This is a genomic window from Paenibacillus yanchengensis, assembly GCF_042684845.1.
GTDB classification, from domain to species: domain Bacteria; phylum Bacillota; class Bacilli; order Paenibacillales; family Paenibacillaceae; genus Pristimantibacillus; species Pristimantibacillus yanchengensis.
The window spans coordinates 76,139-92,254 of sequence record NZ_JBHUMH010000064.1 but is presented as its reverse complement, the minus strand read 5'-3'; the positions used below and the strand labels follow the sequence as shown (position 1 = coordinate 92,254).

The 16,116-nt window shown below is 38.7% G+C and carries 13 protein-coding genes; all 13 read left to right on the top strand.

Translation table 11 applies throughout. From position 1 onward, the window contains the following. Positions 1-93 precede the first annotated feature (93 nt). The 13 genes from pnp to ACFSTH_RS20210 all read left to right on the top strand — a co-directional run bounded on the left by pnp (position 94) and on the right by ACFSTH_RS20210 (position 16,096). Positions 94-2,196: a polyribonucleotide nucleotidyltransferase gene (gene pnp / locus ACFSTH_RS20270; protein WP_377773305.1), complete on the top strand. Its 2,103-nt coding sequence runs from the start codon at positions 94-96 to the stop codon at positions 2,194-2,196. A gap of 165 nt (positions 2,197-2,361) precedes the next feature. Beyond that, positions 2,362-3,336, top strand: a complete 975-nt coding sequence (locus ACFSTH_RS20265; RefSeq protein ID WP_377773303.1) for a polysaccharide deacetylase family protein — start codon at positions 2,362-2,364, stop codon at positions 3,334-3,336. Positions 3,337-3,396: 60 nt separating this feature from the next. Next, on the top strand, positions 3,397-4,665 hold the full coding sequence (locus tag ACFSTH_RS20260; protein ID WP_377773301.1) for a M16 family metallopeptidase: 1,269 nt from the start codon (positions 3,397-3,399) through the stop codon (positions 4,663-4,665). Beyond that, positions 4,646-5,092 carry a dUTP diphosphatase gene (dut, locus tag ACFSTH_RS20255; protein WP_377773299.1) on the top strand — a complete coding sequence of 149 codons (447 nt, stop codon included), beginning with the start codon at positions 4,646-4,648 and terminating at the stop codon, positions 5,090-5,092. Before ACFSTH_RS20260 ends, dut begins: the two co-directional genes overlap by 20 nt. 171 nt (positions 5,093-5,263) lie before the next feature. Next, positions 5,264-6,160: a dipicolinate synthase subunit DpsA gene (gene dpsA, locus ACFSTH_RS20250; RefSeq protein ID WP_377773297.1), complete on the top strand. Its 897-nt coding sequence runs from the start codon at positions 5,264-5,266 to the stop codon at positions 6,158-6,160. Beyond that, complete coding sequence (locus ACFSTH_RS20245) at positions 6,160-6,738, top strand: dipicolinate synthase subunit B (protein WP_377773295.1); 579 nt, start codon at positions 6,160-6,162, stop codon at positions 6,736-6,738. Before dpsA ends, ACFSTH_RS20245 begins: the two co-directional genes overlap by 1 nt. Positions 6,739-6,775: 37 nt before the next feature. Then, the gene (locus ACFSTH_RS20240; protein WP_377773293.1) at positions 6,776-7,813 is read left to right on the top strand and encodes an aspartate-semialdehyde dehydrogenase; all 1,038 of its coding nucleotides are present in this window, start codon (positions 6,776-6,778) and stop codon (positions 7,811-7,813) included. Between the two features lie 63 nt (positions 7,814-7,876). After that, positions 7,877-9,106: an aspartate kinase gene (dapG, locus tag ACFSTH_RS20235; RefSeq protein WP_377773591.1), complete on the top strand. Its 1,230-nt coding sequence runs from the start codon at positions 7,877-7,879 to the stop codon at positions 9,104-9,106. A 72-nt stretch (positions 9,107-9,178) separates the two neighbouring features. After that, positions 9,179-10,063, top strand: a complete 885-nt coding sequence (gene dapA, locus ACFSTH_RS20230) for a 4-hydroxy-tetrahydrodipicolinate synthase (protein WP_377773291.1) — start codon at positions 9,179-9,181, stop codon at positions 10,061-10,063. Between the two features lie 484 nt (positions 10,064-10,547). Further along, entirely contained in the window at positions 10,548-12,224 is a 1,677-nt protein-coding gene (locus tag ACFSTH_RS20225; RefSeq protein ID WP_377773589.1) for a ribonuclease J, read from the top strand. Positions 12,225-12,383: 159 nt separating this feature from the next. Further along, complete coding sequence (locus tag ACFSTH_RS20220) at positions 12,384-13,145, top strand: ClpP family protease (RefSeq protein WP_377773289.1); 762 nt, start codon at positions 12,384-12,386, stop codon at positions 13,143-13,145. Positions 13,146-13,176: 31 nt separating this feature from the next. Continuing rightward, positions 13,177-13,398 (top strand): YlzJ-like family protein, encoded by a 222-nt coding sequence (locus ACFSTH_RS20215; RefSeq protein ID WP_377773287.1) that lies wholly within the window; start codon positions 13,177-13,179, stop codon positions 13,396-13,398. A gap of 67 nt (positions 13,399-13,465) precedes the next feature. Next, entirely contained in the window at positions 13,466-16,096 is a 2,631-nt protein-coding gene (locus tag ACFSTH_RS20210; protein WP_377773285.1) for an FtsK/SpoIIIE family DNA translocase, read from the top strand. The last annotated feature ends 20 nt before the right edge of the window (positions 16,097-16,116 follow it).

Genomic DNA, 16,116 nt, shown 5'->3' with positions numbered 1-16,116 from the left:
ATGATATAAAAAGCAACCTGGCTGTCTCTATTATTTGCATCGCTAATAATAGCTGTTCGGGTTGCTTTTTGTAATAGAAAAAGGAGGAGTTTCATGCTACATCGTGTTGATATGATGCTCGGTGGCAGACCATTGTCATTAGAGACAGGTAGATTAGCTAAACAAGCGAATGCTGCTGTTACAGTTCGTTACGGCGATACTGTTGTGCTTTGTACAGTTACTGCTTCAACAGAAGCAAAAGATTTAGATTTCTTTCCATTAACCGTAAACTACGAAGAGCGTTTATATGCGGTTGGTAAAATTCCAGGTGGATTTATTAAGCGAGAAGGACGTCCAAGTGAAAAAGCTATTTTATCTAGCCGCTTAACAGATCGCCCTATTCGCCCATTATTTCCAGAAGGTTTTCGTAATGATGTACAAATTGCAAACATTGTCATGAGCGTTGATCAAGATTGCTCGCCAGAGATGGCTGCTATGATAGGTACATCGGCAGCGCTTGCAATATCTGATGTCCCGTTTGAAAAACCAATCGGCGGCGTTACTGTTGGACGAATCAACGGAGAATTTATTATTAATCCAACGGTAGAACAAGAAGATGAAACGGATATTTATGTAGTAGTTGCAGGTACTGTCGATGCGATTATGATGGTAGAAGCAGAAGCAAATGAAGTTGCTGAAGAAGTAATGTTGGAAGCGATTATGTTTGGACATGAAGAAATTAAAAAGATTGTACAAACGATCGATGAATTACAAAAAATTGCAGGTAAAGCTAAAATGGAAGTTTCTTTGCATGCGGTTGATCAAGTCGTCAATGCTGATGTTCGTGCATTTGCGCAAGCACAGTTAGTTGATGCGATCAAAGTTGTAGAAAAACATGCTCGCCAAGATGCTATCGATGCAGTTAATCAAAAAACAGTAGAACATTTCGAACTGCAATATGCAGATAAACCAGAATTAATTGCTGATGTAAAAGAAGTACTTTTTGATATTGTCAAAGAAGAAGTTCGTCGTCTTATAACGTACGATAAAGTTCGTCCAGATGGACGAGCATTGGATGAAATACGTCCTATTGAATGCGATGTTGCTCTGTTGCCGCGTACTCATGGTTCAGGCTTGTTTACACGTGGACAAACACAAGCCCTAAGTATTTGTACGCTTGGCGCATTAGGAGAAGTACAAATATTAGACGGTATTTCACCAGAAGAAACAAAACGCTTTATGCATCATTATAATTTCCCGCCATTTAGTGTAGGGGAAGCACGCCCGCTTCGTCCTCCAGGTAGACGTGAAATTGGTCATGGAGCTTTGGGAGAGCGAGCATTATCCAAAGTAATTCCATCGGAATCTGATTTTCCATATACGATTCGATTAGTATCGGAAGTGCTAGAGTCTAATGGATCATCTTCACAAGCGAGTATTTGTGCTAGTACACTTGCTATGATGGATGCTGGAGTTCCAATTAAAGCGCCTGTAGCTGGAATTGCAATGGGGCTAATTATGGATGGAGAACAGTTCTCTATATTATCTGACATTCAAGGAATGGAAGATCATTTGGGAGATATGGACTTCAAAGTTGCCGGAACACCTACTGGTGTAACAGCTATTCAAATGGATATCAAAATTGCGGGCATTAGCCGTAGCATTTTGGAGCAAGCACTGGAACAAGCTCGTCAAGGAAGAATGCACATTTTAAACAAAATGTCTGAAATAATTTCAGAGTCTCGAACAAGCCTGTCTAAATATGCACCAGTCATTATTAAGATGCATATTCATCCAGACAAAATTCGTGATGTTATTGGTGCTGGTGGTAAAATTATTAACAAAATAATTGAAGACACTGGTGTTAAAATTGACATTGAACAAGACGGAACTGTATTTATTTCATCAAGCAATGCCGAAATGAACGATAAAGCGAAAGCAATTATTGAAGGCATTGTGCGTGAAGTAGCTGTAGGTGAGATTTATTTAGGAACTGTCAAAAGAATTGAAAAGTTCGGAGCATTTGTAGAAATTTTGCCGAACAAAGATGGTTTAGTTCATATTTCTCAACTGTCCGCAGAGCGCGTAGTGAAAACAGAAGATGTTGTACAAATCGGTGATCAAATTACTGTTAAAGTAACGGAAATTGATCAACAAGGACGTATTAATTTGTCGCGCAAAGCAGTCTTAGCTAATGATACGACTTCAAAAGAATAATTATTAGTAGTACAAGCTGCATGATAATCGGCAAATAATATACATTCCATTAGTCAAGAGTCAGATCATATCTGTCTCTTTTTTATTTTTTCGCACATAAACTTGTCCGTCAGAACATACATATTAACCAGCAATTACGGTGCGAAAAAGAAATGGAGTGATTTTATGGTTTGGAAAAAAAAACTGACGGCAACCATATGCATTGTTGGGTTAACCATCCTTTTAGTAACGACAAATAATCGGATATTTTCCTTTATGAATCATGCAAAAACAGACAGTAGTGATGTTACAGTAATAAGTAGTCCAATGAGCAAACAGGATCAACTACTATATGAGCAAATACAAGAAGAAGCCAACAAACAATATATCGCTCCAGAAAATGCTAAAATTGATCGGGTATGGAAAGCGATTCCCGGCTATAATGGACTGAAAATTGACGTTGATAAAACGTTTGAGCTTGCACGATTAAATACGAAAAACTCGCTTATACCGTATCAATACGTAGAAGTAAAACCAGAAATACAGCTAAGTGACTTGGGAGCTCATCCTGTTTATCGAGGAAATAGTCAAAAAAAAATGGTTTCATTATTAATTAATGTAGCTTGGGGCAATGAATATTTGGATAGTATGCTACAAACGTTACGAGACAAAAAAGTAAAAACAACTTTCTTTTTAGATGGAAGCTGGTTGAAGAAATATCCAGAAGTAGCGAAGCAAATCCAACAAGAAGGACATGAAATATCTAATCATGCATATTCACATCCAGATATGGCTACATTGAGCAGGCAAAATCAAAATATACAAATCGAAAAAACAGAACAGTTATTACAGTCTATTTTAAAAGTCAACAACAAATGGTTTGCGCCACCATCGGGATCTTTTAATCAAACAACAGTAGATGTTGCGAAACAACAAGGGCTACAGACAATATTATGGACGCTAGATACGGTAGATTGGAAAAAACCTCCTGCTAGCCAAATCGTTAATAAAATTCGTAGTAATGTAGACGCCGGCACTCTAATTTTAATGCATCCTACTGCCAGTTCACGAGATGCACTTGCTCAAATGATTGAAATTATAGAAGGAAAAGGGTTGAAAATAGGACCAGTGAGTGAAACATTATCGTCAGATAGAACATAAAGTTGAGGCAAAAAGATGATTCTGATATAGTGGACATATTCACAGATGAGGAGGACGACAGTGAACAAATATACATTGAGCAATGGGCTACGTGTGGTAGTTGAACAAATCCCTAATGTTCGGTCTGTTTCTTTTGGAATTTGGGTAAAAACAGGTTCCCGCAATGAAACAGTACATAACAATGGGATTTCTCATTTTATTGAACATATGTTGTTTAAAGGAACGTCAACACGCTCTGCAAAAGATATTGCCGATATCTTTGATGGTATAGGTGGAAATATGAATGCTTTCACGACTAAAGAGTATACGTGTTACTACGCCAAAGTACTTGACGATCATTTGCCAATAGCGATGGATACGTTAGCAGATATGTTCTTCAACTCACAATTGGACAAAGTAGAATTAGAGAAAGAAAAGAATGTTATTTTAGAAGAAATTGCGATGTATGAAGATACTCCGGATGATAAAGTGCATGATGAATCTGCACGGGCATCTTATGGTGACCATCCACTTGCCTATTCTATACTAGGAACCGAACAAGTGCTGCAAAGTATGACAGATGATGATTTAAGAAATTATATGCAGCAAACATATACGATTGATAATACCGTAATAAGTGTTGCTGGTAATATTCAAATCGATGTATTATTGCAACAATTAGAAATGTATTTTGGTCAGTTTCAATTACGTTCTACAACTATTAGTCCGATTGAAGTTCCGAACTTTATAAGTGATTATAACTTTTATAAGAAAAAAACTGAGCAACAACATATTTGTTTAACATTTCCGGGTTGTTCGTTTCAGGATAAACAGTTGTATGCGATGATTATGTTGAGCAACGCACTTGGTGGTAGTATGAGTTCTCGTTTATTTCAAGAAATTAGAGAAAAACGAGGTCTAGCTTATTCTGTATATTCTTATCATATGTCTTATGTAGATAGTGGACTATTTACGATATATGCAGGTACAGCGCCGAAGCAAACGAAAGAAGTATTAGATTTAACTTTAGAACAGTTATCACTGCTCCAAAGTAAAGGATTGACGAGTGAAGAAGTGAAACGAGGAAAAGAACAGCTAAAAGGCAGTCTTATTCTCAGTTTAGAAAGTACGAGCAGTCGAATGAATCGACTAGGAAAAAATGAGTTAATGTTAGGGCGCCACTTTACACTCGATGATATGCTAGCTCGAATCGATCAAGTAACAGAAGATGATATTAGAGAAGTAACTTCTTCTATGCTTTCTGTTCCATTCGCAGTAGCAACTGTTGGTACTAATGATAAAGATGCAACAACAATAGGGAGGAATCAATTTGTTACAAGTACAGTTTAAAAAACTACCAGGAAACGAAGATATAGTATTGCCACAAAAAATGTCAGAGTGGGCAGCCGGCTACGACGTTCATGCAGCTGTAGAAGAGGAAGTAACGTTAATGCCGGGAGAGCGCAAATTAATACCTACAGGCTTTGCGATGGCGATGCCGCCAGAGCTTGAAGCGCAAGTACGTCCGCGCAGTGGTCTAGCTTATAAGCATGGCATTACTTGTTTAAACTCACCTGGTACAATCGATGCCGATTATCGGGGAGAAGTAAAAGTGCTTTTAGCAAACTTAGGACAAGAGCCATTTGTTATAACACGTGGAGAGCGAATAGCTCAGATGGTATTTCAATTTGTACCACAAATTACGATCGTAGAGAGTGAAGAATTATCTGAAACCGTTAGAGCAAGCGGTGGATTTGGTCATACAGGCGTAAAATAGTATGAAAGAAGAGCTGATTAGGTTTGCATTTTGGAGATGGGTCACCATTTCATTGCAAACTTAATCAGCTTTTTTTGTGCTGACAAGTATGCTTCAGGTGCTGTGTTAGTAACCATGCATTCGATCTAGACATAGTATAAGTTATAGCTATAAAAAAGGAAGTGATGCTCCATGCTGACTGGCGAACAGGTGCTTATACTTGGAGGGGACGCCAGACAATTCGAAGTAATGAAAAAGCTTGTTGCTTTACATGCCAACGTAACCGTTTGTGGTTTTGAGCAGTGCCATCATCCATTAGATGGTGTATTGCAAGTAGATTTTCAACCAGAAGTAATGCAGGGAAAAAATCGTATTATACTACCGGCAGCTGGCATAGACGAACAAGGATTAATTGCTTCTCCTTTCGGTAACCAGCCTATCCAATTAACTGCTGATCATATAGCGCAATTATCGAAGGATGCCGTCATATATACGGGAATGGCTCGGTCTAACTTACAGCAAATGTGTGCAGAGCAAAAGATTTCGTTAATCGAATTGTTCGAACGAGATGATATTGCCATTATGAACTCTATTCCAACTGCCGAAGGTGCACTTGTCATGGCAATAGAAAATACTAATTTCACCATTCATCAATCACGAGCTATCGTTTTGGGGTTTGGACGAACCGGATTTACTATGGCCAGAGTTTTGCACGCTCTGGGTGCAAAAGTAAAAGTTGGTTTGAGAAAGCCAGATCAGTTTGCAAGAGCAGTAGAAATGGGGTTGGAACCTTTCTATATCAAGGATTTTGAGCATCATTTGAGTAATATTGACTTGATTTTTAATACAATTCCGACTATGATAGTCACAGCGCAAATTATCGTGAATATGCCGAAAAATGCAGTAATTATCGATCTTGCTTCCAAACCAGGTGGTACAGATTTTGACTTTGCTGCTCAACACGGTGTTAAAGCGATTCTTGCTCCTGGATTGCCAGGTATCGTCGCTCCACAGACGGCTGGACGAATTATAGCGGATTGTCTAGCTCAGTTAATGATTGACGATATTAGCAATCGGAGGAATGAATAATGAATTGGAATGGATTGACTGTAGGTTATGCTTTGTCCGGATCACATTGTACTTTCGCTGAAGTAATGCCGCAAATTCAACGATTTGTAGATGCAGGTGCGAAAGTAATCCCTATTGTATCACAAACATTAATTACGACGGATACGAGGTTCGGTACAGCGAAGGAATGGCAACAGAAGCTAACAGAAATTTCAGGCAATGAAATAATATCGACGATAGTGCAAGCTGAACCGCTTGGTCCGAGTAAACAATTGGACGTACTTGTGATAGCTCCATGTACTGGCAATACAACAAGCAAGCTTGCTAATGCGCAAACGGATAGTGCTGTATTAATGACTGCAAAAGCGCAGATGCGCAATCGTCGTCCAGTAGTGTTAGCTATTTCTACTAATGATGGTTTAGGGCTCAATGCAGCCAATATTGCCAAGTTATTAGTCGCTAAAAATATATATTTTGTACCGTTCGGACAAGATGACCCGGAGAAAAAGCCAAACTCACTTGTTGCTCGAATGGATTTAATTATGGAAGCGTGCGAAGCAGCACTCCAAGGGGAGCAGTTGCAGCCTATATTAGTTTAATAAATCGCTACATCGCGATGAGGGGAGAAGAAAGTATATGTCTAATCAAACGTTATACAATGTTGCAGTTGTTGGTGCAACCGGTGCAGTAGGGGAACAAATTATTAAATTACTCGATCAGAGAAACTTCCCGATAAAGGAACTAAAATTGTTATCATCCGCTCGATCCGCTGGGAAGAAAGTAGTATTCCAAGGTCGCGAAATTACGATAGAAGAAGCAAAACCAGAAAGCTTTGATGGTGTTAATGTTGCACTATTCAGCGCAGGTGGAGATATAACGAAACAATTAGCTAGTCATGCGATAGAAAGAGGCGTTGTTTGTATTGATAACACTAGCGCATATCGTATGGATCCGAATACTCCACTTGTCGTTCCTGAAGTAAACGCCGAAAAAATTAAAGAGCATAAAGGGATGATTGCTAATCCTAACTGCTCAACAACGCAAATGGTAGTAGCACTAAAGCCTTTGATGGATCGCTATGGACTAAAACGTGTGATTGTTTCTACGTATCAAGCTGTTTCTGGTGCAGGGGCAAGCGCGATAACAGAGATGATCCGTCAAACAAAAGCGGTGTTAGCTGATGAACCGGTAAATCCAGATGTATTACCTGTTGGAGGACTACCAGTAAAACATCAAATCGCATTTAATGCCATACCTCAAATTGATAAGTTCACAGATAATGGATATACGTTCGAAGAAATGAAAATGGTCAACGAAACGAAAAAAATCCTTGGGGATGAATCGATCGACGTTACAGCAACTTGTGTACGTATTCCCGTTGTATATGGACATTCAGAATCTGTTTATGTCGAACTAGAGCAAGATTTTGATTTGAAAGAAGTTACGGAATTATTAGCGAATTCACCTGGTATTACTGTAGTAGATGATCCAGCTAATCAACAATATCCACTTGCAACCGATTCTGCTGGTAAACCGGATGTGTTTGTTGGAAGATTAAGAAGAGATTTAGGGCATACGCGCGGACTGAATATGTGGATTGTTTCCGACAACCTGCTTAAAGGCGCGGCATGGAACGCAGTACAAATTGCAGAACAAGTAATCAAAGGTGTTTAAAGCGACAATCAATTTATGAGGAAGCGCGTATATCACTCGATAGAATAGAGGAGGTATACGATGATGCGCATCCTAGTTCAAAAATTCGGCGGCTCCTCGCTTACTACGACCAAAAGCAGAAACAGGGTAGTTGACCACATTCGAAGAGAAAGAGACAACGGCTATCAAGTCGTTGTCGTTGTCTCGGCGATGGGGAGGCTTGGAGACCCTTATGCAACAGATACGTTGCTAGAGCTTATTCGTAGTGAGAGTGAGCCGCTGTCTGTTCGTGAACAGGATTTATTGCTAGCATGTGGTGAAATTATATCGGCAATCACACTTAGTGCTCTATTGCAACAAAATGGTATTAGCGCAGAAGCTTTTACTGGAGCTAGTGCAGGTATATTAACAAATGACCAGTTTGGCAATGCATTAATTAAAGATATTCAACCGGAACGCTTGCGAAAATCACTTGGGCAAGGTAATGTTGCCGTAGTCGCTGGATTTCAAGGACAGACTAGTCAAGGTGAGATAACAACATTAGGCCGCGGAGGAAGCGATACTACAGCAACCGCATTAGGCGCTGCTTTAAAAGCGGAGTATGTAGATATATATACTGATGTTAGTGGAGTGCTTACGGCAGATCCACGTATTGTTGCAAGAGCAAAACCTTTAACTACGATCTCTTATGCAGAAATAAGCAACATGGCACGTGAAGGAGCTAAAGTTATTCACCCAAGAGCGGTTCAATTTGCTTGGCAGGCTAAGTTGCCACTTCGAATACGTTCGACATTTTCCGAAGAAATTGGTACGATTGTAACTGATACAACAATGGTTGAAGTAACATCAGAACGTCAAGTGATGGCTATTGCACACTTTAATGGTTTAACGCAATTTACTGTTACTATGGAAGAGTGTTCTGAGCAGGAACAATCCAAACAGCAATTAGAACTTCCTTTGCAAGTGTTTCAATTGCTAGCTGATCATGCCATAAGCATTGATTTTATACATGTTACACAATCGCAAATCAATTTTACTGTGCAAGAACAATACACAACTTTGGCGGTAAGATTGTTGCAAGATCATAATATACGAGTATCAGTCCGACCGAACTGCGCTAAAGTATCTGTCATTGGTGGCGGTATGAACGGACAGCCTGGAGTTATGGCGAATATTGTCGCAGCATTAACAGAACATCATATTGCTATATTGCAATCGGCAGATTCCAATACGACAATATGGTTACTCATTGATCAAAAGCAAATGGAAGATGCTGTACGTACGTTACATGAGAAGTTCAATCTGCATAAATAGTATTGATCTAGTTTCAACGTGCTTACCGTTAGATCAATGTGGTTGAGGTAAAAATTATAGGAGGAATTTGGGATGGATTTTGGAAGATTAATTACAGCAATGGTCACCCCATTTCATACAGACGGACAAATTGATTGGGCTACAACTGAAAAGTTAATTGACCATTTAATTGTGCAACAACAAAGCGACAGTCTCGTTGTTGCAGGTACGACGGGGGAATCCCCGACATTAACTGAAACAGAAAAACTTGAATTATTTCGTTTTGTAGTTAAACACGTTGCAGGTCGTTGCAAAGTTATCGCGGGTACTGGAAGCAACAATACAGCAGCATCGATAGAACTCACCAAAGAGGCTGAAGCATGCGGTGTTGATGGCATATTGCTAGTTGCTCCATATTACAATAGACCGTCACAAGAAGGATTGTATCAACACTTCAAAGCTATTGCAGCATCAACTACGCTTCCTGTTCTTCTTTATAATGTAGAAGGTAGAACGGCTGTTAATATTTCTGTCGAAACAACGCTTCGTTTGGCAGAAATCGACAATATTGTTGGAACGAAAGACTGTGCATCGACAGATCAGTTGACTCAAATTGTCGCTCGCGCTCCAAAAAACTTTAAAGTATATAGCGGAGATGATAGTGCCGCACTACCAGCGCTTGCAATCGGCGGCTATGGCATCATTAGTGTTACTAGTCACATTGCAGGTGCAGAAATGAAAGAAATGATTGAAGCATTCGTTCAAGGAGAAACAGCCCGTGCAGCAGAACTGCATGGAATGCTACATCCTTTGTTCCGTGGAATGTTCGCATGCCCACATCCGGTACCTAATCCAGTTGCCATCAAATACAGCCTTGGTTTAAAAGGGCTTCCAGTAGGTGGCGTTCGTTTGCCATTAGTAGCTGCAACAGAAGCGGAAGCACAGTTTCTACGTACACTATTGCAAATAACTGAATAATGACTGTTTTAAAAGCTGGTGCTGTATGCACTAGCTTTTTTGTGCTTTCACAAATATTATCTTTTTTTATGTCAAATGCATTTTTGTTGCTTAACGATTAAACATTTTGGAAATGATATAATCATACAAATGCTGCGTAAAGAAACGAATTATAATTATAATCTCGTCAAGTACTTGTAAAATATCTTTTCAATCATGTATAATAGGGTCAAGTGAATGGGTTCGGTAAAATAATGGAATACTTTTTTCGATTGGCTGAGTACATTGTTTGTACTAGGACATCGAAATTGTTTTAAGGTTGTCAAGATTAAGGATATATCGGCTAATTATGTGGATAGATATTCCATATATGGCTATACTTAGTTTTTTATGCAGCTTGTTCCTTTTGCGTGTGTCAGCTGCTTATTTCTTTGTGCTTAATTAGAGTTGAATTCTGTTTATTTATAGCAATACACAATATTAGGAGGTATAGATTCATTTGTCTATTAAAAAAAATAATCAAGACAAGCTACTCGTCTTTGCTTTAGGCGGAGTTGGCGAAATTGGAAAGAATATGTATGTCATTCAATATAATAATGACATTGTTGTCGTTGATGCGGGGCTAAAGTTTCCTGAAGAAGATATGTTAGGTATAGATATCGTTATTCCAGATATCAATTATTTAGTTGATAACCTTGACAAAGTTCGTGGAATTGTTATAACACATGGTCACGAGGACCATATTGGTGGATTACCGTATGTATTGAAACAGCTAAATGTTCCTGTTTACGGAACAAAGCTAACATTGGGATTAATCGAAGGAAAATTGAAAGAAGCGGGTATTCTTGGTGATACGAAACGAATTCTAATCAATGCTGATTCTGAAATTCAACTAGGAACTATTCGTACTACATTTTTCCGTACCAATCATAGTATTCCCGATTCAGTCGGTGTTTGTTTGGAAACACCAGAAGGTAACGTTGTTCACACTGGTGACTTTAAGTTCGATCATACACCGGTTAACGATCAGTTTGCTGATTTACAACGAATTGCCGAAATTGGAAAACGTGGTGTCCTTGTTCTACTATCCGATAGTACAAATGCAGAACGTCCAGGATATACACCATCCGAAAGTAATGTAGGTGTTCAACTAGAAGATATATTCCGCAAGTCTGCGCAACGAGTTGTCGTTGCAACATTTGCTTCTAACGTTCACCGTATTCAACAGATCATTAACGCTTCTATTGCAACTAATCGCAAAATAGCTGTTGTTGGTCGTAGTATGGTCAATGTCGTAAATATTGCTTCCGAGCTAGGTTATCTTCATATACCAGAAGGTATGATTATCGAGCCAGAAGAAGTTAATAAGATGGCAGCAGACAGAGTAGTAATTCTTTGTACTGGTAGCCAAGGTGAGCCGATGTCAGCGCTAACGAGAATGGCTCGTTCTACACACCGTAAAGTTGACATTTTACCAGGAGATACCGTTATTATCGCAGCTACTCCTATACCAGGAAATGAGCGATATGTAGGAAGAACCGTCGACGAATTATTCCGCTTGGGTGCACATGTTATTTACGGCCCAGGTTCTGCGTCAGGAGTTCACGTTTCTGGACATGGTAGCCAAGAAGAATTGAAATTAATGTTAAATTTAGTAAAACCTAAATATTTCATACCAGTTCATGGTGAATACCGTATGTTGCGTCAACATGCTACACTTGCTGAAGAAATTGGAATAGAACAAGAGAACATTTTCGTTATTGACAATGGAGATACAGTCGAGTTCCAAAATGGAGTAGCACGCAAAGGTAATAAAATTCAAGCCGGTAATGTACTTATCGATGGACTTGGTGTAGGTGATGTAGGTAATATTGTACTACGTGATCGTAAATTACTATCTCAAGATGGAATTCTTGTCGTAGTTGTTACATTAAGCAAACAAGACGGTACTATATTATCAGGACCAGATATTATTTCTCGTGGTTTTGTCTATGTACGTGAATCTGAAGGATTGCTGGATGAAGCAAACAAAATTGTTTCAACAACACTACAAAAACTAATGAATGATAAAGTGAACGAATGGGCATCTTTAAAAACTAATGTAAAAGATGCTTTGGGACGCTTTCTATATGAACAAACTCGTCGTCGCCCCATGATTTTACCGATAATTATGGAAGTATAATAGATATAACCCATCACCAAAAAAATCGTCCTGTCGTTATGACAGACGATTTTTTTCTTTTCTTTACTCGATAGTCGCATATTTCCGCCGAAGCTCCTTATACTAAGCTGTGTTACTTATTTTAAAGCAATGTATCAATTATGAACAGGGAGTGTTACTATGCGCTTGTCAAATGCATCTCAGAACGAAACAGAAAAAAATGAAGATGATAAGAAAAAAAGTGGATCAGCTTTAGAAGCGATCGTTCAACTTGGACAAACTTCTATAGCACAAGCTTCAGAATCTAATATCTTTTGTATGACCATTATTGGGCAAGTGGAAGGACACGTTGTTTTATCACCACAAAATAAAACGACAAAGTATGAACATTTAATACCGCAATTAGTTGCAGCAGAGCAAAACAATAAAATTGAAGGTATTTTAGTTATATTAAATACGGTTGGTGGAGATGTGGAAGCTGGTTTGGCGATTGCTGAAATCATTGCCACCATGTCGAAACCGGTAGTTACGCTCGTTTTGGGCGGTGGTCACTCGATAGGTGTTCCAATTGCTGTTGCAGGTCATTATTCATTTATAGCAGATTCGGCTACGATGACTATTCATCCGATTAGATTGAATGGGCTTGTAATTGGCGTTCCTCAGTCATTTGATTATATTGAGAAAATGCAAGAACGAGTCGTTCGATTTGTAACACAACATTCTGCTATTACAGAACAAATATTTAAAGAATTAATGTTTAAAATGGGGGAATTGACACGTGACATCGGTACGACTGTTATTGGGTCAGACGCAGTAAAACATGGTTTAATTAATGAAGTTGGCGGTTTAAGCCAGGCAATATCCAAACTACGCCAATTAATTGAACAAAACAAACCTCAAACAGAACAAAAAGATGTCGATAATAAAGGTGCGCCTCAATGAAGTCAAAAATAATTAGAAATGGGGAATTTAAATGGTAATGTATACGATTGTTTCCGATCAATTATTGTTTGCAGATGATCAACCATTTGAAACATCTATTGAAGTACAAATATCAGGTAGAACTGTTGCAGTTACGCCCATTGCCTCTGGTGTAGGTAAAGTTGTTCGTCTTATTGACTGCTCGTTAGAAGATTACTTAAATCCTATTTTCACTCCAGGTAATATTATCCATTATAGTGATACTACATTGTAATGATTTTTTACGCTTCATAGCCGATCAGTTGTTCACATGGTATAATGTGTAATTAGAGGTGACGATATTGGCAAAGCGTAGAAGAAGACGAAAAACATTTGGTACTCAATTGAAATATGAAATATATGGAATTTTACTTATAACCATTTCTATCATTGCTTTGTCTGGCGAAGCAGCAGTAGGGAGGTCTCTTTCCAAACTATTTGGTTTAGTATTGGGCAAGTATTTTTTTGTGCTTGCTCTCATTGGCATTTATGTAGGATTAAGTGTCATGATCAAGCGAGCTTGGCCAAAAGGGTGGTCTAATCGGAGATTAGGAATTGTCATTATTGTAATGGCATTAACATTAGGTAGTTCCATGTCCGAAATAAATTATCGGTTCGAAGTCATTCCCCGCGATCAATGGAGTGGCGGATTAATATTTAGTGAATTAAATAAAAGTTTGAAGATGGAATTAATTGCTTCTGATCCATCACCAAACATCTCTATTCGAGATAAACGAATTAGTGGTGGATATGTTGGAGCTGTGCAATATACTGCTTTTTTCACGCTGTTTGGATATTATGGAGCTTTGCTTCTTATGATCGTTATGATTGCTATTTCTATTATGTTAATTACAGGAAGATCCTATATTGATATTTTGCGAATTGTTGTGAAGAAAACAATGAAGTTCTACAAATTATTCCAAGCAAAATATATACAATGGACAAAAAAACGAACAAATGTTCAAAAAGCTAAACAAATAAAAAATAATAAAACACCCATACCGCCTGATGAAGAGATTTCTGTTACTCATTACGATCAGTACAAGGACGAGGATGGAGACGATAGTTCAGCTCAACTTGATCAAACAACAGATCGACTAACATCCGCTCGAAAAAATGCTAAAAAAACATTTACATTACAAACAATTGGTGATCGGGTGTTTGATTTTTGGGAAAAGAAAAAGAAAGAGCGTGAACAGCAAACAGCAGAAGAGACTAATAAAGAAGGACAAACTACTGAGCGCGTAATTGATCTTGACGATGATAAATTGGATAATGTCCGTGATCATCATGTAGTCGAACAGTATCATGCACCTTCTATAGCCACTTCTAAAGAGGATGAGTTACATAATATAACACAACACAGCGGTATGACTAATCTCGAGGAAAATGAAAATAGTTATGATCTTCCCAGTTCTGAGGCAATAATTACAGCTGCACAATCACTGGAAGGTGCACCAAGACGTCCTATTGGGCTAAATAATCAATCAGTAGAAGAGGTTACTATTTTATCTTCATCAGAAAAGCCATATCAAATGCCGCCATTTTCTTTACTTAATAAACCGCAAAGTAATAGTAAAAATGGAGAACCAAAAGATCTATACGATTCTAGAAGAAAACTAGAAGCGACCTTAGAAAGCTTTGGTGTACGTGCGCATGTACTTGATGTTATCCGTGGTCCTGCTGTTACTCGTTATGAAGTGCAGCCAGCGGAAGGTGTGAAGGTCCGTCGTATAGTCGGGCTAGCTGATGATATTGCGCTCGCGCTCGCCGCCAAAGATATTCGAATGGAAGCGCCAATTCCTGGAAAGTCTGCCATTGGTATCGAAGTGCCCAACTTAGAGGTTTCGATTGTAACGATGCGGGAAGTAATGGAGACTGCTGCTTTTCAAAAAGCTGCTTCTAAATTATCTATCGCATTTGGTCGAGATATATCCGGGCAAACTATCGTCGGAAATTTGACAAAAATGCCTCACTTACTAGTTGCCGGTGCAACAGGATCTGGAAAATCTGTATGTATTAACGGGATCATTACTAGCATATTATATAAAGCAACCCCTGATGAAGTGAAGTTTCTTATGATTGATCCTAAAATGGTCGAGTTAAACATGTACAATGGCATTCCACATTTAATAGCGCCAGTTGTAACAGATCCAAGGAGAGCTTCTCTTGCATTGAAAAAAATAGTAGTAGAAATGGAAAATCGCTATGAGCAATTTTCCAAATCGAGTACTCGTAATATCGAAGGATATAATGCAATGATGGCTGGTCAACCAGATGCTGTATTACCATATATTGTCGTCATTGTCGATGAGCTAGCTGATTTGATGATGGTTGCTGCCAATGATGTGGAAGAGTCTATAGCAAGGTTAGCTCAAAAAGCTAGAGCTAGTGGAATTCATTTAATACTAGCTACACAACGTCCTTCTGTTGATGTTATTACCGGAGTTATTAAAGCGAACATTCCATCTAGAATTGCTTTTGGTGTCTCTTCACAAGTCGATTCAAGAACTATTCTGGATATGGTCGGCGCAGAAAAGTTGCTTGGTCGTGGTGATATGTTATTTTTACCAGTTGGAATGTCCAAACCTATTCGTGTGCAAGGAGCTTTTCTATCCGATCCGGAAGTCGAAGCTCTTGTAGCCTTTACAAGAGAACAAGCGGAAGCAGAGTATAACGAAGAGCTTGTACCAGAAATAGAGGAAGAAGATGAAAATGCTATTGAATTAGATGAACTTTACAACGATGCTGTACAAATTGTCGTTGAAGCGAAGCAAGCTTCCGTTTCTTTGTTGCAACGAAGAATGCGTATTGGCTACAATCGAGCGGGTAGACTAATTGATCAAATGGAAACAAAAGGAATCATCGGACCATATGAAGGAAGTAAGCCAAGAGAGGTGCTAGTGACAGAAGAACAATTAAAAGCAAATTAGTTTTTAACAAAATAGTTATT